The organism is Actinosynnema sp. NPDC053489, from assembly GCF_044544865.1.
Taxonomy (GTDB): Bacteria; Actinomycetota; Actinomycetes; order Mycobacteriales; family Pseudonocardiaceae; genus Actinosynnema.
The window spans coordinates 1-18,459 of record NZ_JBITXT010000010.1 but is presented as its reverse complement, the minus strand read 5'-3'; the positions used below and the strand labels follow the sequence as shown (position 1 = coordinate 18,459).

General features: G+C 73.5%; 14 protein-coding genes and 1 pseudogene. 6 read left to right on the top strand and 9 right to left on the bottom strand.

Annotated features, from left to right (window positions below; all coding sequences use genetic code 11):
• The 3 genes from ACIGNX_RS22715 to ACIGNX_RS22705 all read right to left on the bottom strand — a co-directional run bounded on the left by ACIGNX_RS22715 (position 1) and on the right by ACIGNX_RS22705 (position 4,447).
• Positions 1-1,932, bottom strand: a complete 1,932-nt coding sequence (locus ACIGNX_RS22715; protein ID WP_396542675.1) for a biotin carboxylase N-terminal domain-containing protein — start codon at positions 1,930-1,932, stop codon at positions 1-3.
• 5 nt (positions 1,933-1,937) lie between these two features.
• Complete coding sequence (locus ACIGNX_RS22710) at positions 1,938-3,542, bottom strand: carboxyl transferase domain-containing protein (protein WP_396542674.1); 1,605 nt, start codon at positions 3,540-3,542, stop codon at positions 1,938-1,940.
• A gap of 116 nt (positions 3,543-3,658) precedes the next feature.
• Positions 3,659-4,447 carry an SGNH/GDSL hydrolase family protein gene (locus tag ACIGNX_RS22705; RefSeq protein WP_396542673.1) on the bottom strand — a complete coding sequence of 263 codons (789 nt, stop codon included), beginning with the start codon at positions 4,445-4,447 and terminating at the stop codon, positions 3,659-3,661.
• Between the two features lie 191 nt (positions 4,448-4,638).
• On the opposite strand from ACIGNX_RS22705, the gene ACIGNX_RS22700 reads away from it, so the two are divergent.
• Positions 4,639-5,214 carry a TetR/AcrR family transcriptional regulator gene (locus tag ACIGNX_RS22700; RefSeq protein WP_396542672.1) on the top strand — a complete coding sequence of 192 codons (576 nt, stop codon included), beginning with the start codon at positions 4,639-4,641 and terminating at the stop codon, positions 5,212-5,214.
• A 48-nt stretch (positions 5,215-5,262) separates the two neighbouring features.
• Positions 5,263-7,413: a phospholipase A2 gene (locus ACIGNX_RS22695; protein WP_396542671.1), complete on the top strand. Its 2,151-nt coding sequence runs from the start codon at positions 5,263-5,265 to the stop codon at positions 7,411-7,413.
• A 3-nt stretch (positions 7,414-7,416) separates the two neighbouring features.
• Here the strand turns inward: ACIGNX_RS22695 and ACIGNX_RS22690 are convergent.
• The 4 genes and pseudogenes from ACIGNX_RS22690 to ACIGNX_RS22675 form a co-directional block, all read right to left on the bottom strand.
• Positions 7,417-8,202 (bottom strand): annotated as a pseudogene (locus tag ACIGNX_RS22690) (acyltransferase family protein); the annotation flags it as partial.
• A gap of 68 nt (positions 8,203-8,270) precedes the next feature.
• Complete coding sequence (locus tag ACIGNX_RS22685) at positions 8,271-8,945, bottom strand: alpha/beta hydrolase (protein WP_396542670.1); 675 nt, start codon at positions 8,943-8,945, stop codon at positions 8,271-8,273.
• A 63-nt stretch (positions 8,946-9,008) separates the two neighbouring features.
• On the bottom strand, positions 9,009-9,656 hold the full coding sequence (locus tag ACIGNX_RS22680; protein WP_396542669.1) for a response regulator: 648 nt from the start codon (positions 9,654-9,656) through the stop codon (positions 9,009-9,011).
• Positions 9,653-10,771, bottom strand: a complete 1,119-nt coding sequence (locus ACIGNX_RS22675; RefSeq protein WP_396542668.1) for a sensor histidine kinase — start codon at positions 10,769-10,771, stop codon at positions 9,653-9,655. The genes ACIGNX_RS22680 and ACIGNX_RS22675 overlap by 4 nt, the downstream gene beginning before the upstream one ends.
• Before the next feature lie 189 nt (positions 10,772-10,960).
• On the opposite strand from ACIGNX_RS22675, the gene ACIGNX_RS22670 reads away from it, so the two are divergent.
• Both ACIGNX_RS22670 and ACIGNX_RS22665 read left to right on the top strand, forming a co-directional pair.
• The gene (locus ACIGNX_RS22670) at positions 10,961-11,461 is read left to right on the top strand and encodes a hypothetical protein (protein WP_396542667.1); all 501 of its coding nucleotides are present in this window, start codon (positions 10,961-10,963) and stop codon (positions 11,459-11,461) included.
• A gap of 131 nt (positions 11,462-11,592) precedes the next feature.
• Positions 11,593-13,155 (top strand): cellulose binding domain-containing protein, encoded by a 1,563-nt coding sequence (locus tag ACIGNX_RS22665; protein ID WP_396542666.1) that lies wholly within the window; start codon positions 11,593-11,595, stop codon positions 13,153-13,155.
• Here the strand turns inward: ACIGNX_RS22665 and ACIGNX_RS22660 are convergent.
• Positions 13,152-14,231, bottom strand: a complete 1,080-nt coding sequence (locus ACIGNX_RS22660; protein WP_396542665.1) for a homoserine O-acetyltransferase — start codon at positions 14,229-14,231, stop codon at positions 13,152-13,154. The genes ACIGNX_RS22665 and ACIGNX_RS22660 overlap by 4 nt on opposite strands.
• Positions 14,228-15,517, bottom strand: a complete 1,290-nt coding sequence (locus ACIGNX_RS22655; RefSeq protein WP_396542664.1) for a bifunctional o-acetylhomoserine/o-acetylserine sulfhydrylase — start codon at positions 15,515-15,517, stop codon at positions 14,228-14,230. The genes ACIGNX_RS22660 and ACIGNX_RS22655 overlap by 4 nt, the downstream gene beginning before the upstream one ends.
• A gap of 221 nt (positions 15,518-15,738) precedes the next feature.
• Here ACIGNX_RS22655 and ACIGNX_RS22650 point away from each other — a divergent pair, with 221 nt between their 5' ends.
• A complete protein-coding gene (locus ACIGNX_RS22650; protein ID WP_396542663.1) occupies positions 15,739-16,752 on the top strand; it encodes a Gfo/Idh/MocA family oxidoreductase in 1,014 nt (337 codons plus the stop codon).
• Positions 16,753-16,796: 44 nt separating this feature from the next.
• The gene (gene rdmE / locus ACIGNX_RS22645; RefSeq protein ID WP_396542662.1) at positions 16,797-18,338 is read left to right on the top strand and encodes an aklavinone 12-hydroxylase RdmE; all 1,542 of its coding nucleotides are present in this window, start codon (positions 16,797-16,799) and stop codon (positions 18,336-18,338) included.
• Positions 18,339-18,459 lie beyond the last annotated feature (121 nt).

The window sequence follows — 18,459 nt, the reverse complement described above, 5'->3', positions numbered from 1 at the left end:
TCACTCCTCGTGGGGCACGACGACGGCCAGGGGTTGGTCCAGCGCGACCTGTTGGCCCGCCCGGACGTGCACTTCGGTGAGCACACCGGCGACCGGTGCGGTGACGGTGTGCTCCATCTTCATCGCTTCGACCACGAACAACGGCTGGCCGGCGGTCACGTGCTCGCCCTGCGCCACCCGCGCCACGAGCACCGTGCCGGGCATCGGGCTGGTGACGGGTCCGCCGCCGGCGGCGACCGCCGACGCGGACACCTCGGACGGCCGGGTCTCGGTGAGCGCCCACGCGTGGCCGTCCCGGCCGAGCCACAGCACGTCACCGTCCCGGGCCATCGCGTACGACCGGCCGTCCACGACCAGCCGCCCGCCGTCGACGGACACCCGGTACCGCCTCGGCTCGCCGCCCGCGATCGACACCTCGTCGCCGCGCACGCGGACCTCGACCCCGTCGATCAGCCACCGCGTCCACGCGTGCTCGCCGACCCGCCAGCCGTCGGTCCGCTCCCACGGGTCCGCGCCCGCCGCCGCCGACTGCCGCTCCAGCGCCGCCGCGGCCAGCACCTCGTCCGGGCGCTCCACGGCCACCAGCGCGTCGAGGCGGCGCTCCACCAACCCGGTGTCCAGCTCCCCCGACCGCACGTCCGGATCGCGCAACAGCGCGCGCAGGAACGGGATGTTGCACGTCACGCCCAGCAGCTCGAACCGGCCCAGCGCCGCGTCCAACCGCCGCAGCGCCTCCGCCCGCGTCGCGCCGTGCGCGATCACCTTGGCCAGCATCGGGTCGTAGTCGCTGCCCACCCGCAGCCCGACCCGCAGCGCCGAGTCCACCCGCACGTCGCCCGGCTCGCCCAGCGCCAGCACGGTCCCGCCGGTCGGCAGGAACCCCCGCGCCGGGTCCTCGGCGTAGACCCGCGCCTCGACGGCGTGCCCGGTCATCGACACCGACGAGAACCCCAGCGGCTCGCCGGCCGCCACCCGCACCTGCCACTCGACCAGGTCGACCCCGGTCACCAGCTCCGTCACGGGGTGCTCGACCTGCAGGCGCGTGTTCATCTCCATGAAGAAGTAGTCGCCGGACGCGCCGTCCACGATGAACTCCACCGTGCCCGCCCCGACGTACCCGACCGAACGCGCGGCCTCCACCGCCGCCCGACCCATCGCCTCGCGGGTCGCGGGCGTCAGCAGCGGCGACGGCGACTCCTCGATGATCTTCTGGTGCCGCCGCTGGAGGCTGCACTCGCGCTCCCCGAGGTGGACCACGGTGCCGTGCGCGTCGGCCAGCACCTGGATCTCGACGTGCCGCGGGTTGCCGACGAACCGCTCGATCAGCAGCGCGTCGTCGCCGAACGACCCGCGCGCCTCGCGCCGGGCCGACTCGATGGCGTCGCGCAGCCCGTCGGCGGAGGTCACCAGCCGCATCCCCTTGCCGCCGCCACCGGCGGACGGCTTGAGCAGCACCGGGAACCCGATCTCGGCCGCCGCGGCGACCAGGTCGTCGTCGGTCATCCCGACCTCGGTCCGCCCGGGCACCACCGGCACGCCCGCCGCGGCCACGGTGAGCTTGGCGCGGATCTTGTCGCCCATCGCCTCGATCGCGTCGGCGGGCGGCCCGATGAACACCAGGCCCGCCTTCTCGCACGCCCGCGCGAACTCGGCGTTCTCGGCGAGGAACCCGTACCCGGGGTGCACGGCCCGCGCGCCCGTCGACAGGGCGGCCTCGACCACCCGCTCGACCGACAGGTAGCTCTCCCGCGCCGCCGCGGGCCCCAGCCGCACCGCCTCGTCGGCCTCGCGCACGTGCAGCGCGTCCGCGTCGGCGTCGCTGTACACGGCGACCGACCGGATGCCGAGCCGCCGCAGCGCGCGGATCACGCGGACCGCGATCTCGCCGCGGTTGGCCACCAGGACGCTGTCGAACACCTCTTCGCGCGACATTCCCCTCACATCCGGAAGACGCCGTAGGAAACCGGCTCGATCGGGGCGTTGGCCGCCGCGGACAACGCCAGGCCCAGGACCGTCCGCGTGTCGAGGGGGTCGATCACGCCGTCGTCCCACAGCCGGGCCGTGGAGTAGTACGGGTTGCCCTGGTCCTCGTACTGCTGCCGGATCGGGGCCTTGAACGCCTCTTCCTCCTCGGCCGACCAGGCGTCGCCGAGCTGGTCGCGGCGCACGGTGGCGAGCACCGAGGCCGCCTGCTCGCCGCCCATCACCGAGATCCGGGCGTTGGGCCACATCCACAGGAACCGGGGCGAGTACGCCCGGCCGCACATCGAGTAGTTGCCCGCGCCGAACGACCCGCCGATGACCACGGTGAACTTCGGCACCCGCGCGCACGCCACCGCCGTCACCATCTTGGCGCCGTGCTTGGCGATGCCGGCCGCCTCGTACTCGCGGCCGACCATGAACCCGCTGATGTTCTGGAGGAACACCAGCGGCACGCCCCGCTGGTCGCACAGCTGGATGAAGTGCGCGCCCTTCAACGCCGACTCGCCGAACAGCACGCCGTTGTTGGCCACGATGCCGACCGGGTGGCCGTGGATGCGGGCGAACCCGGTGACCAGGGTCGCGCCGTACTCCTTCTTGAACTCGTGGAACCGGCTGCCGTCGACCACGCGGGCGATCACCTCGCGCACGTCGTAGGGCGTGCGGCTGTCGGTCGGCACGACGCCGTACAGCTCGGCGGGGTCGACGGCGGGCTCGACGGGCGGCTCCACGTGCCACGGCCGCGACGGGCGCGGGCCGAGCGTGCCGACGATCGAGCGGACGATCCGCAGCGCGTGCTCGTCGTCCTCGGCCAGGTGGTCGGTGACGCCGGACGTGCGCGAGTGCAGCTCGCCGCCGCCCAGCTCCTCGGCCGTCACGACCTCGCCGGTGGCGGCCTTCACCAGCGGCGGGCCGCCGAGGAAGATCGTGCCCTGGCCGCGCACGATCACGGCTTCGTCCGACATGGCCGGCACGTACGCGCCGCCCGCCGTGCAGGAGCCGAGCACGGCGGCGATCTGCGGGATGCCGCGGGCGGACATGGTGGCCTGGTTGAAGAAGATCCGGCCGAAGTGCTCGCGGTCCGGGAACACCTCGTCCTGCCGGGGCAGGAACGCGCCGCCGGAGTCCACCAGGTAGACGCACGGCAGGTGGTTCTGCAGCGCGACCTCCTGGGCGCGCAGGTGCTTCTTCACCGTCATCGGGTAGTACGTGCCGCCCTTGACGGTGGCGTCGTTGGCCACGACGACGACCTCGCGGCCGGAGACCCGGCCGACGCCGGTGATGACGCCGGCGGCGGGCGCCTCGTCGCCGTACATGCCGTCCGCGGCCAGCGGCGACAGTTCGAGGAACGGCGAACCGGGGTCGAGCAGCGCGTCCACCCGGTCGCGGGGCAGCAGCTTGCCGCGCTCGACGTGCCGGGCACGGGCCTTCTCCGGGCCGCCGAGGGCGGCTCGGCGGAGCTTCGCGCGCAGGTCGTGCACGAGGCGCGCGTGCTCGTCGTGGTAGCGCCGGAAGGCGTCGGCCGACTTGTCGGCCGTGCTGCGCAGCACCGGGGCGTCCATCGGGCTCCTCGCGGTTAGCCGTCGTTAACCTGAGGAGATGTTAGCGCCTGTTAACGGCGGCTCACAAGCCGGAGGGGGCCGTCGCTGCGGCCCCCTCCGGGTGATGTCGCGGCGGATCAGCCGGTGACGGCGGTGAGCTGCGGCAGGTAGCCGAGGCGCTGGCCGTTGCGGTTCGGGTGGTAGGACTCCTCCACCGGCCACGACAGGCTGTTCAGCCACCAGTCCGACGAGCAGATCTCGTGCCCGACGAACGCCGAGCGCAGGTCGCGGTAGACGAACGCCTTCGCGCCCGCCCGCGCCGAGATGACCTCGTGCAGGGTGTCGGCGGCCGAGTTGATCGCCGCGCGCTTGGTGTCGCTGAGGCCGACCGCGCAGCTGCCCGGCACCTTGTACAGGCGCGGGTAGCCGAGGACGACGACCGTGGCGGACGGCGCGCGGTCGCGGATCTGGGTGTAGACGTTGTCGAGCAGGCCGGGCAGCGTGCCGGTGGCGTACGCCTTGGCCTGGTTGACCCGGTTCACGCAGGTCGAGTCGGAGCCCAGGGTGCAGGTGGTGATCACGTCGGTGAAGCCGGCGTCGTTCCCACCGATCGAGACGCTGACCAGCGAGGTCGTCGAGGACAGGGCGCTCACCTGGTTGGCGAGCAGGTCACCGGTCTTGGCGCCGGAGCAGGCCACGAACTTGAACGACGCGGGCGCGTGCGACGCCGCCCAGAGGGCGGGGTAGCTGTACTGGCTGCGCTTGCAGCTGCCGGAGTCGCTGTAGTACGTGCCGGTGCCGGTCCCGGAGGAGTAGGAGTCGCCGAGCGCGACGTAGTTGGCGGCCGCGGCTTCGGCCGGCACGACGAGCGCCAGCGAGGCGAGCAGCGCCAGCGCCGCGCTGGACAGGGTTCGGACAAGGCGCATCGGAGCCTCCCGGAGGGAAACAACGCAGGGTGTGATGCGGAGCACAACAAGAGCTACCAGCAAGTAGTCCTATATAAAAAGAGTGGGTCAAGAGTTAACTACGCGTTTCGGCCGCCGGTCGGTGATCAACCGCCGGCGGGCAGGTTAACGACCGTTTACGTGGACCGGGCCGGCCGTTTAAGATGAACCGCGTGTCAGCCGAGCCAGCGAAGCAAACCCGCCGCGACCAGATCCTGGCCGCCGCCGCCGAACTGTTCGCCCGGCACGGCTTCCACGGCGTCGGCATCGACGACATCGGCGCCGCGGTGGGCATTTCCGGGCCGGCGCTCTACCGGCACTTCCGGAGCAAGGACGCGATGCTGGGCGAGATGCTCACGTCCATCAGCGAGCGGTTGCTCGACGGCGGGCTGAACCGCGTGGCCGCGTCCGGCGACCCGGCGCACGCGCTTCGGGAATTGATCCGCTGGCACGTCGACTTCGCGTTGGACGACCCGGCCCTGATCACCGTGCAGAGCCGCAACCTGGCGAACCTGACCGACCCGGACCGCCGCCGGGTGCGGGCGCTGCAACGCCGCTACGTCGAGGTGTGGGTGGAGACCATCCGCAAGACCTCCCCCGAGGTGGACGAGCCGACCGCCCGGGCCGCCGCGCACGCCGTCTTCGGCCTGATCAACTCGACCCCGCACAGCGCCCACCTGGACCGCGACCAGATGGCCGCGCTGCTCTCCCAGATGGCCCTGGCGTCGCTCTCCGGCGCGCTGCCGTAGCCGATCGCCTGGCGACCCGCGCCCGGTTGTCCGTACCCTGGGCGACCGATGAGTGACGTGGCGGTGAACACCACCGGCGGCTGGCCGGGGCTCCGGCTGCTCGCCCGCCTACCGGCCTGGTTCAGGTTCGTGCTGGTGGCGCTGGCCGTCTTCGTGTGCGGCGTGATCGCCTCGCGGCCGGCGGGCGCGACCGACACCTCGCCGCTCAGCGGTGACGTGGCGACCGCGGCCCGGGCGGTCGAGGCGATGGCCAACCCGACGGCGGCGAACCCGCTGGACCGGTTCCCGGCCGACTTCGACGAGGTCACCAACCGCAGGCCGGTGCCGGTCGTGGCGCCCGACGGGACCACCCGGGCCATCGACCCCGGCGGCGGCTGCTCCGGGCCCGCCGGGGACACGGAGTGGGACTTCGGCGCGGGCTGCAAGGCCCACGACCTCGGCTACGACCTGCTCCGCTACGCCGAGCAGAAGGGCCGCCCGCTCGGCCGGGAGGCCCGCAAGTCCCTCGACGCCCGCCTCGCCCGCGACATGCACGACCAGTGCGAGGTCAACCCGCGCGGCCACGCCGCCCGCTGCCACGCCACCGCCCAGCTCTACGCGGCCGGCCTGGAGTTCAACTCGTGGCGGCAGCGCTGGGGACCGCCGGGGCACGAGCCGGTGCTCGCCTGGGGCTTCGGCAGCGCCGTGGTGGTGTTCCTCCTGCTCGCCCGCCTGCCCCGCCGGCGGGACCCCGGCGAACCCGCCGACGAACGGCCGCCGCCCGCCACGAACGACCGCTACGCCACGTTCCTGCGGCTGGGCGCGCTCGGCCTGGTGGTGGTCGGCCAGTCCGCGATCACGGTGCTGCACTGGGCCGGGTTGAGCGCGAACTGGCTGTGGCTGCTCACCTGGGCGTTGCAGGCCGCGCCGGTGTTCTACTTCGCGGGCGGCCACGCCAACCTCCTCAACTGGTACTCCGTGCAGGCCGAGCACGGCGGCTACGGCCGCTACCTGGCCGCCCGCCTCTCCTGGCTGCTGCGGCCCGTGCTGGCGTTCGTGCTGGCCTGGCTGGTGCTCCCGCTGCCGCTGGAGCTGCTCGACGTGGACAAGTCGCGGGTGGAGATGTTCGGCCGGCTCATCGCGCATCCGCTGTGGTTCCTCGGCCTGTACCTGGTCGCGGTCGCCGCGACCCCGGTCATGGCCTGGCTGCACCGGCACGCCCGCCTGGTCACGCCGGTGGCGCTGGTCGCCGCCATGATCGTCACCGACCTGGTGCGCATCGGCTTCGCCTGGCGCACCGGCGGCCACCTCAACCTGATGCTCGGCGCGCTGCTGCTCCAGCAGCTCGGCTTCCACTACGCCGACGGCAGCCTGCACCGCGTGTCGCGCCGGGTCCTCGGCGCCCTGGCGCTCGCCGCCGTGCCCGCGCTGCTCGCGCTGATCACCTTCGGCGGCTACCCGCGCACGATGATGCCGCTGCCCGGCGAGGTCGGGTCGAACCTCAGCCCGCCGACGGTGTGCCTGCTCGTGCTCGGCCTGGCGCAGATCAGCGTGGTGCTGCTGCTCAAGCCGCGGGTCACGGCCTGGCTCGCCGGCGCGCACCCGTGGCGGTGGGTCGAGTTCGCCCGCGCCGCGCCCATGACGGTCTACCTGGGCTACCTGACCGTGCTGGCCGCCGCGGTCGGCCTGCTCGGCCTGCTGGACTCACCGGCCGCGTTCGACTGGGTCGCGGCCCGGCCGCGCTGGCTGGCCGTGCTGGTGCTGCTGCTCCTGCCGCTGCTGCTGCTGTTCCACCGGTTCGAGCGCAACGCCGCCCTCATCCCGTGCCGGACCCGGGAGACCCACCGCACCCGGCTCGCCGTCACGCTCGGCGCCGGTTACGGCGTGCTGGGCGTCCTCGGGTTCGTCGTCACCGGGTTCGCCGGGACCGCGGGCACCCTGGTCGTGCTCCAGGTCGACCCGCTCCAGAACCTGATCCACCTCCTGCTGGGCTGGTACCTGCTGCACTCCGCCCGCGCCGGCACGTGCCACGGCCGCCGGCCGTGGCTGCTCACCGCGCTGGCCTGCGTGCCGCCGCTGCTCGCGCTGGAGCCGACGGGCGCGATGGTCGCCCTGCACGGCGCGACGATCGCCGTCGCGCTGCTGGCGGCGATACCGAAGCAGGACCAGGCACACACCGGTGAACACCGGCAGCCACGTCCCGCGCTCCAGCACCCATAGGGCGTCCGTCGGGGGCGTGTGCAGGCCGCGCAACGGCCCGAACACCGCGCCGACCAGCGTCACCACCAGCAACGCGCTCTGGTGCACCAGGAAGATCGGCAGCGCCCGCGCGTTCAGCGCCCGCGCCCGGAACGACGGCCGGACCAGCAGCACCAGCCCCACCTGGGCCAGCGCGAGCGCCAGCGCGGCGGCCGACGGCGGCGACAGGTTCGACCGCGCGGCACCCGGCACGCCCACCGCGCTGACCGGGTAGCCCGCGTGCAGCAGCACCGCGAACGCCACCCCGCCTGCCACCAGCAGCGCCGCACCCCACGACCGGCGCTGCCCCCGGCCCGCCACGACCACGCCCACCTGCCACGGCGCCCACCACACCGCGACCGCGTTCACCCAGTCGACGTCCACCGCCACCATGGCGACCGCGAGCAGCACGCCCCACCAGCCCAACCGCGGCAGCACCGGCGTGACCGCCGTCAGCACGACGTACACGGCCAGGAACCACAACGGCGACACGACCAGGTGCGCGACCGTCATCACGGTCTGCTGCGGCAGCCCGCGCAGCGACAACCCGGCCAGCACCGCGGCCCAGGCGCCCAGCAGCACCGCCACCGGCGGTACGAGCCGCCGCGCCCGCCGCCACCACGGCGTGCCGGACCGCGCCGCGCCGAACCCGCCGGCGAAGAAGAACAGCCCGAGCGTCTGCAACGCCCAACTGGCCGGGGCCAGCTCCGGCACCCACCGCAGCGGGCTGTCGACCACCAGCCCGTCGCCTGTCAGCACCACGGCCGTCACCAGCCAGTGCCCCAGCACCACCCCGACGACGGCGATCGCCCGCGCCGCGTCGACCACCGGGTCGCGCGTCACGGCGTCCCGCCCACCGCGATCCGGGCCAGGGCCCGCAGCGACGGCGTGCCCTCCCGGAAGTACTCGTCGTGCCGGGCGTCCCCGGCGTCGAACACGCGCGCCCCGAACGCGGGGTCGACCGGGTCCACCCCGTGCCCGAGGTCGCCCAGCCGGACCGCGGGCACCCAGCGGACCCAGTCCCGGCCGCCGCGCGCCGCCCACACCCGCGCGCCGGACGTCACCGCGTCGACCCGGACGCCCGGCGACCCGAGGAGCACCACGTCGTCCACCGGCGGCTGGGCCAGCGCGCACACCACCGACCCGTAGCTGTGGCACATCAGGTGCACGTGCCCCGGCAGCGTGCGCACGTACTCGTCCAGCGCGACCGCGCCGGCCCGCGCCAACCGGCCGCCGGCCGCGTCCACGCCGAGCCCGGACGGCGTCCGGTACCCCAGCCAGGCGACCACCGCGACGTCGTCCCGCCCCACGGCCGCGTGCAGGTCGCGCGCCATCCTCCCGACCGTGCCGGCGAACCGCCGGTCGTCCACGTCGGACCCCGGCACGACGACGGCGACGTGCGCCGCCCGCGCCAGGTCGCCGCGCACCTCGACCCGCGGGGTGAACGGCGGCGGGTCGCCGCCCGGTGTCGCCAGGACCAGCAGCGCCGCCACCAGCGCGATCTTCTTCGACATGGCGCCGAAGCTAGGAAGACCACCCGCGGCCGGTCGTCACCCCGCGGTGCCGTTCGCCGGGCCCTACCCCGGTACTACCAGGCCGGACTCGTAGGCCGCGATCACGGCCTGGGCGCGGTCGCGCAGGCCGAGCTTCATCAGCACCCGGCTCACGTGCGTCTTCACGGTCTGCTCGGCCAGCACCAGGTGGGCGGCGATCTCGCCGTTGGACAGGCCCCGCGCGACCAGCCGCAGCACCTCGGTCTCCCGCTCGGTCAGCGCGCCCAGCGCCGCGGGCCTGACCGCCCGCGCGGGCCGCGCCTTCACGAAGTCCTCGATCAGCCGCTTGGTCACCGAGGGCGCGAGCAGCGCGTCGCCGCGCGCCACGACCCGCACGGCGGTCAGCAGGTCGCCGGCCGGCGCGTGCTTGAGCAGGAACCCGCTCGCGCCGGCCCGCAACGCCTCGTAGACGTAGTCGTCCAGGTCGAACGTGGTCAGCACGAGCACCCGGACCGGGTCGTCGGCCAGCAGCCTGGTCGCGGTCAGCCCGTCCATCCCGGGCATCCGCACGTCCATCAGCACCACGTCCGGCCGCAACCGGCGCACCTCGGCCACGGCGGCGACGCCGTCGCCCGCCGACCCGACCACGGTGATGTCCGGCTGGGCGTCCAGCAGGGCGGAGAACCCCTCGCGCACCATCTCCTGGTCGTCCACCACGAGGACCCTGATCACGACCGCCCCACCGGTATCGCCGCCCGCACCTCGAAACCACCGTCGGCGGTCGGTTCGGCGGTCAGCGAACCACCGTGCACCGCCACCCGTTCCCGCATGCCCGTGAGCCCGTGCCCGCCGCCACCGCCCAGCGACGGCCCGCCCGCCGCGTTCCGCACGACCACGCGCACCTCGCCGTCGACCAGGTCGACGGCGACCGACGTCGCGGAGCCCGGCGCGTGCCTGCCCGCGTTGGTCAGGGCTTCCTGCACGACCCGGTACGCGGTCAGCCCGACCGCCGGCGGCACCTCGGCGCCGGTGACGGACGCGCCGGCGTGCAGCGACGCGATGTCGGCCAAGCCCGGCTGCGGCGCGCGGTCGGCCCGCTGGTCGGACGCCCGCAGCACGCCGAGCAGCTGCTGCAGGTCGGTGATCGCGGCCCGGGCCGCCGCGCCCAGCTCGGCGAACTCCCGCGCGCCCTCCTCGGGCAGGCCGGTGATCCGGTAGGGCGCGGTCTCGCAGCGGACCACCACCATGGACATGTGGTGCGCGACCACGTCGTGCATCTCGCGGGCGATCCGCGCGCGTTCGACCAGCGCGGCCTTCTCGTCCCGCTCGGAGTGGAACCGCTGCTCGGCGCGCCCGCGCGAGCCGAACGCGTACGCGACGAGGAGCACGAGCAGCAGCAGGCCGACCATGGGCCAGGCGTACTGGTCCGGCCCGTTGACCGCGATCACGACCGCCGCCGTGAGCACCCCCACGACCAGCACGACCCGGCCGCTGTGGACCGTCCCGACGGCCACCAGCACCGGCAGGTACCACAGCCACCGCCAGTCGGCGAGCAGGACGGGCTCGTGCTCCAGCAGCAGCCGCACCACGACCAGGCCGGCCGTGGCCAGCCGCCAGGCGGCGAGCGTGGAGCGCAGCGTGAGCGCGGTGCTGCCCGCGACGACCGCGAACAGCAGCGGCCACCAGCCGTCCGGGTCCTCCGCCGAGACGTAGGCCGCGCTCGCGCAGATGGCGACGACCAGGCCGTAGACCAGCACGGCCGCGCCGAGCAGGCGGCGCAGGGGGAAGCCGTCGAAGACCCGCGAGCGGTCGCGGAGCAGCACGACCTGGAGGAGGGTGCGGATCACGTCCCCGATGCTAGGTGGCGGGACCGGGCCGGCACAGCGACCGTGGTCCGTCATACCCCGGTAGCACGGGTGGGAACGCGCCCATACCTGAGAGCCGGTGCTGCGGACAAGCCGTTGCGGCGGGCGAACGCCACCGGGTAGGCAATATGCAGAGCTGTGCGCCCCTACTCCGTGTTGGAAGATGGCTTAATGCACCCGCAGCAAGATCCGGATCGCTGGTCGCGGCTCCAGGCCGTGGCCGGCGAGGCCCTGACCGCCGCCAAGGTCGGGGAGGACGCTGTCGCGGTCGACCTGGTCACCGGCTACCTCAGCGGCTCGCCCGAGGGCAACGAGGAGATCCGGGAGCTGGTGCTCCTGCTGTTCTCCGAGTGCAGCGCCATGGTCGCGGCGCTGGGGTCGGGCGGGGCGACACCGGTCAAGATGCAGGTCTTCGACGAGGACGGGCAGGAGGTGCCGATCGACGACGCCGACCCGCCCGTGCGCACCGCGATCCGCACGCTGCTCGCCGAGGTGCACGGCGACCAGGAGGCCGCCGCCGAGCAGATCGAGATCGCGCTGGCCAACGGGCAGCCGCAGGAGCTGGCCACGGTGGTGCTCCAGGCGCTGCGGTGGACGGTGAAGCTGGCCGTCGAGTGCGGGATGCGCGACCTGCCGGTGTCCGCCTGGATCGCCTCCGCGCTGGAGGATTAGTCCGTTTCGCCCGCTTCGACCGGCCGTCGGACCGGCAATACCGCGCGGAGCCTTGCCTTTTCATATGGTCTAGACCAACCTCCCTGGTGGGCGTGAATCACCCTGCCGATCCCGCCGAGGAGGACTCCTCAATGTCACGACGAACGAGCGCGCTGCTCGCAGCAGGCGCACTCGCCATCGGTTCACTGGTCGTGGGCCCCGCCGCGCAAGCCGCGTCGGGCGTCACCGCCACCTTCGCCAAGACCCAGGACTGGGGCACCGGCTTCGACGCCAAGTTCACCGTCGCCAACGGCGGCCCGTCCGCGATCACCTCGTGGCGCGTCGAGTTCGACCTGCCCGCCGGCACGTCGGTCGGGTCGTACTGGGACGCTCTTATCACCCGAACGGGTGATCATTACGTGGCGACCAACCGCGAGTACAACGGCAGCGTCGCCGTCGGGGCGTCGACGAGCTTCGGCTTCGTCGGCACCGGCTCCGGCGCGCCGCTCAACTGCACCGTCAACGGGGCCCCGTGCACCGGTGGCGGCAGCGGCGGCGACACGGTCGCGCCCAGCGCGCCCGCGTCCCTGCGCGTCACCGCGACCACCAGCAACTCCGTCTCGCTGGCGTGGACGGCCTCGACCGACAACGTCGGCGTGACCGGGTACGACGTCTACCGGGGCACCTCGGTCGCCACCACGGTCACCGGCACCACGGCCACCGTGACCGGCCTGAACGCCTCCACCGCCTACACCTTCACGGTGCGGGCGCGCGACGCCGCGTCGAACACCTCCGGCCCGTCCAACCAGGTCTCCGCGACCACCCAGCCGGGCACCAACCCGACCGGCGGCAAGGGCGCGCCGTACCTGTTCCTGGGCTGGGGCAACCCGCCGGCGCCCGCGTCGATCATGAGCTCGACCGGCGTCAAGTGGTTCACCCTGGCGTTCGTGCTGTCCTCCGGCGGCTGCAACCCCGCGTGGGACGGCACCCGGCCGCTGGCCGGCGGCGTCGACGCGCAGGCCATCCAGCAGATCCGCGCGGCGGGCGGCGACGTCATCCCGTCGTTCGGCGGGTGGAGCGGCAACAAGCTCGGCCCGAACTGCTCGACCCCGCAGGCGCTGGCCGGCGCGTACCAGCAGGTCATCAACGCCTACGGGCTGAAGGCCATCGACATCGACATCGAGAACACCGACGAGTTCGAGAACGCCACCGTGCAGGACCGCATCCTGGAGGCGCTCAAGATCGTCAAGGCGAACAACCCCGGCATCCAGACGATCGTCACCTTCGGCACCACGACCACCGGCCCGAACTCCTGGGGCAACCGGCTGATCGAGCGGGCCGCGGCGATCGGGGCGAACATCGACGTGTTCACGATCATGCCGTTCGACTTCGGCAGCTCGAACATCGGCACCGACACGATCAACGCGGCCACGGCGCTGAAGAACAAGCTGAAGGCCACGTTCGGGTGGTCCGACGCCGAGGCGTTCCGGCACACCGGCATCTCGGGCATGAACGGCCTGTCCGACCAGCGCGAGGTCACGACCCCGCAGACGTGGACCCAGCTGCGCGACTGGGCGAAGTCCAACGGGCTGGGCCGGTTCACGTTCTGGGCGGTCAACCGCGACCGCGGCGGCTGCGACGGCCAGGTGGCGTCCAACTGCAGCGGCGTCCCGCAGGCCGACTGGGAGTTCACCCGCATCACGGCCGGCTTCTAGCCCGCCTCCAGCAGTTCCGCGACCAGCTTCGACACCTGGTCGACCTCGATGAGGAACGCGTCGTGGCCGTAGGGCGAGGTCACCACGCGCAGGTCGCCGGCGCCGGGAAGGGCGTCGGCGACCTCGGCCTGCTGCCGCAGCGGGTACAGGCGGTCGGAGTCGATCCCGGCCACGAGGGTGCGTGCCGTGACGCGGCGCAGCGCGGCCCGCACCCCGCCCCGGCCGCGGCCCACGTCGTGGCTGTTCATCGCCTCGGTCAGGGTGGCGTAGCTGGCCGGGTCGAACCGGCGCACCAGCTTGGCCGCGTGGTGGTCCAGGTAGGACTCCACCTGGTAGCGGCCGTCCTCGCGCACCTCGCGGCCGAACCGGGCGGTCAGCTCCGCCTCCGTGCGGTAGCTCAGCTGGGCGATCCTGCGCGCCACCCCCAGGCCGCCGACCGGGTCCAGCCGGATGGCGTGCAGCTGGGCGGACGCCAGCGCGATGTGCTCGGCCGTCGAGGCGACCGGCGCGGCCAGCACCAGCAGCGCGCGCACCCGGTCCGGCTCGGACACCGCCCACTCCAGCGCGCGCATCCCGCCCATGGACCCGCCGAGCACGGCCGCCCACGCGTCGATGCCCAGCGCGTCGGCCACCAGCACCTCGGCCGCCACCTGGTCACGCACCGTGATCTTGGGGAACCGCGAGCCCCACGGCCTGCCGTCCGGCGCGGTCGACCACGGGCCCGTGGTGCCCTGGCAGCCGCCCAGCACGTTCGGCGCGACCACGAACCAGCGCTCCGGGTCCAGCGCGCGCCCCGGGCCGACCAGCCCGTCCCACCAGCCGGGGGTGGGGTGCCCCGGCTCCACCGGGCCCGCCACGTGGCTGTCACCGGTCAGCGCGTGCAGCACCAGCACGGCGTTCGACCGGTCCGCGTTCAGCTCGCCCCACGTCTCGTAGGCGATCGACACCGGCAGGCCGGGCAGCGCGCCGCGGACCCACTGCCGTCGCCCGTTCGGGTCCCCCTCCCGCCACCCGCCGGCGGCGGGAGGGGTCTCCCCGACAGTGGACCCGGTACTCCAGGGGATCCCTGGACTCACTGCACCGACTTGGCGGCGCGGAAGCCCGCCTCCAGGTCCGCCTTGAGGTCCTCCACGCCCTCGATGCCCACCGACAACCGCACCAGGCCCGGCGCGACGCCGGAGACGAGCTGCTGCTCGGGCGTGAGCTGGCTGTGCGTGGTGCTGGCCGGGTGCACGATCAGGCTGCGCACGTCGCCGATGTTCACCAGCTGGCTGAACAGCTCCACGCCGTCCACGAACGCGCGACCCGCCGCCACGCCGCCGCGCAGCTCGAACGACACCACGCCGCCCGCGCCGGCCGGCAGGTACTTCTGCGCCAGGTCGTGCCACCGGCTCGACGGCAGGCCGGCGTAGTGCACCTTCTCCACCTCGTCGCGCGCCTCCAGCCAGCGGGCCAGCTCCAGTGCGTTCGCCGAGTGCTTGTCGATGCGCAGCGACAGCGTCTCGATGCCCTGCAGGATGAGGAAGCTGGTCAGCGGCGCGATCGCCGCGCCGGTGTCGCGCAGGCCCTGGACCCGCAGCTTCGCCGCGAACGCGCCGTGGCCGAGCGCGGGCCAGTACTGCAGGCCGTGGTAGCTGGGGTCGGGCTCGTTGAAGTCGGGGAACCGGGCCGCGTCGGAGTACTCGAACGTGCCGCCGTCGACCACGATGCCCGCGACCGCGGTGCCGTGCCCGCCCAGGTACTTCGTGGCCGAGTGGACCACGACGTCCGCGCCGTGCTCGATCGGCCGCACCAGGTACGGCGTCGGCACGGTGTTGTCCACCACCAGCGGCACGCCCTCGGCGTGCGCGACCTCGGCGACCGCGGCGATGTCCAGCACGTTGCTGCGCGGGTTGGCCAGCGACTCGGCGAAGAACAGCTTCGTGCCGGGCCGGACGGCCGCGCGCCAGGCGTCCAGGTCGTCCGGGTCGTCCACGAAGGACACCTCGATGCCCAGCTTGGGCAGCGTGTAGTGGAACAGGTTGTACGTGCCGCCGTAGAGGGAGGCGCTCGACACCACGTGGTCGCCCGCGCGGGCGAGGTTGAGCACGGCACCGGTCACGGCCGCCTGGCCCGACGCGAAGGCCACCGCCGCCACGCCGCCCTCCAGCGCCGCGACCCGCTGCTCCAGCACGTCCTGGGTGGGGTTGTTGATGCGGGTGTAGATGTTGCCCGGCTCGGCCAGGCTGAACAGCGCCTCGCCGTGCGCGGAGTCGCGGAACACGAACGACGTGGTCTGGTAGATCGGGGTGGCGCGCGCGCCGGTGGCCGGGTCGGGCGCGGCGCCGGAGTGGACCTGCTTGGTGTCGAAGGACCAGGACATGCTGACGGCTCCTGTCTAGCCAGGGAAGGGTTGTGCGGGCACGCCGAGGACACCGCGGCGCGCGGGGGCTGAGGTGGATCAGGCTTGGCGACAGGCCATGCTGGTCACGCGCACGTAGTCCACGTGCCGGCGTGCCACGAGCGGGGTCATGCGGATGACCGTAGCGCTGCGTGACGACGTAAGACAGAGCGTCCACGTCGTGGGACGCCTAGGGTGCGGGCATGCGCACCGCACTCATCGGTTACGGGCTCGGCGGAGCCGCGTTCCACGCACCGTTCGTGTCCACCACGCCCGGCCTGTCGCTGGCCGCCGTCGTCACCGGCAACCCCGAGCGGCGCGCCGAGGCGGCGGCGCGCTACCCGGAGGCGGAGCTGATCGCGTCCGCGGACGAGGTGTGGCGGCGGGCGGACGAGTTCGACCTGGTCGTGGTGACCACGCCCAACCGGTTCCACGCCGCGCACGCCCGGGCGGCGCTGGAGCACGGGTTGAACGCCGTGGTGGACAAGCCGTTCGCGGCCTCGGCCCGGGAGGCGCGGGAGCTGGCCGGGCTGGCGGCGGGGCGGGGGCTGCTGCTGGCCCCGTTCCACAACCGGCGCTGGGACGGCGACTTCCGCACGGTGGCGCGGCTGGTCGGCGAGGGCGCGCTGGGGCGGGTGCACCGGTTCGAGTCGCGGTTCGAGCGGTGGCGGCCGGAGGTGAAGGGGAGCTGGAAGGAGTCCGGCGACCCGGCCGACCTGGGCAGCATCGTGTTCGACCTGGGCACGCACCTGGTGGACCAGGCGGTGGCGTTGTTCGGGCGGCCCGAGAGCGTCTACGCGGAGGTGCGGACGCTGCGACCGGGCGCGCGGGCGCACGACGACGCGTTCCTGGCGCTGACCCACCCGTCCGGGGCGGTGTCGCACCTGTGGGCGTCGGCGCTGGCGGCGTCGTTGGGGCCGCGGTTCCGGGTGCTGGGCGACCGGTCGGCGTTCGTGAAGCACGGGATGGACCCGCAGGAGGAGGCGCTCAAGGCGGGTGCGGTGCCCGGCGGCGAGGGGTGGGGCGAGGAGCCGGTGGAGCACTGGGGCCTGCTCGGCACCGAGCCGGTGCGCACCTCGCCGGGCGCCTACCAGGAGTTCTACGCGGCCGTCGCCGCAGGTCGGGCGCCCGTTCCGGTGGCCGACGCGATCACCGGGCTGGAGGTCGTGGAGGCGGCGTTCGAGTCGGCGCGGACGGGGAGCGTGGTAGCGCTCTGATACTTCTTGCACAGCAAGTCTCTTAGCGTCTAAGATTCTTAGGCATGGGAGACAGACGTGTGCGGGTGTTGGTGGTCGGGGCGGGGCTCAGCGGGTTGACGGCGGCGCTGTTCCTCGCCCGGGAGGGCGTCGAGGTGCTGGTGGTCTCCAAGCACCGGGGGACCTCGCCGCACCCCAAGGCGACCGGGCAGACCCACCGGACGATGGAGGTCCTGCGCCGGGGCGGGGTGGCCGAGGAGGTGCTCGCCGGCTCCGCGGGCCTCGACGGCGGCCTCGTGATCAAGGTCGCGGAGAGCCTGCGCGGGCGGGTGTTCCACACGATCGTGCACGAGGACGAGACGTGGGACTCCCCGCTGAGCCCGGAGCGGCCGGGCCTGGCGAGCCAGGACCACGTCGAGCCGGTGCTGCTGCGGCGGGCCCGCGAGCTGGGCGCGGAGGTGCTGTTCGAGACGGAGCTGGTGTCGTTGGCGCAGGACGAGGAGGGCGTGACGGCGCGGCTGCGGTCGGCCGGGGGCGAGCAGGTGGTGCGGGCGGACTACGTGGTGGGCGCGGACGGGCACCGCGGGGTGGTCCGCGAGCTGGTGGGCATCGCGCGGCGGGGGCCTGGGTCGTTGTCGCACCACATCGGGGTGGTGTTCGAAGCCGACCTCACCACGCGCATCGCCCCCGACAAGATCACCCTGTACTACCTGCGCAACCCGGCGTTCACCGGGGCGTTCGTCGCCACGAACACGCCTCGGCGCAACGTGTTCACGGTCGAGTACGACCAGGCGCGCGAGTCGGTGGCGGACTACCCGCCGCGGCGGTGCGTCGAGCTGCTGCGGATCGCGACCGACGTGCCGGACCTGGAGCCGGACGTCCTGGAGGTCACGGCGTGGGAGATGGGCGCGTGGGTGAGCGACCGGTTCCGCGCCGGGCGGGTGTTCCTGGTCGGTGACGCGGCGAAGGTGACGCCGCCGACGGGCGGGTTGGGCGGCAACACGGCGATCGGCGACGGCTACGACGTGGCGTGGAAGCTGGCCGCGGTGCTGCGGGGCGAGGCGGGCGAGGGGCTGCTGGACAGCTACGAGGCCGAGCGGCGGCCGTACGCGGAACTGGTCGTGGCCGGGTCGTACGCGAACTACGTGCAGCGGTTCGCGCCGCAGTTGGCGGGGCCGGACGTGCCGGCGGAGGTGGACCCGATGCACCTGACGCTCGGGTACCGGTGCCGTTCGAACGCCGTGCTGATCGAGGACGACGACCCGGCGTTGATGGAGGACCCGGCCGAGGCGAGCGCGCGCCCGGGGTTCCGCGCACCGCACGTGATCGTGGAGCACGAAGGCCGTCGCGTGTCCACTTTGGACCTGTTCGGCAGGTGGACCCTGCTGACCCTGGACCCGTTGTGGCGCAGCGCCACCGTGCCGAACCTGCACGTGCCCACCATCACCGACCCGACGAACGCCTTCGCCGACCGCTACCGCCTGACCCCGACGGGCGCGGCCCTGGTCCGCCCGGACGGCGTGATCGCCTGGCGCACCACCACCCACCCCCGAACCACCCCGACCACCGCCCTGACCACCACCCTCCACCACCTCCTCTCCCTCTAACCGGCGAGAGTCCTACGTTCAACGCGCGAGAGTCCTAGGGTGTTATTCAGAAGGTTGATCTTGGGGTGGTAGCGCAACAGCCCCGTCTGGGTAGGGTCGGTTTCCTCTCACAGAAGCTGAC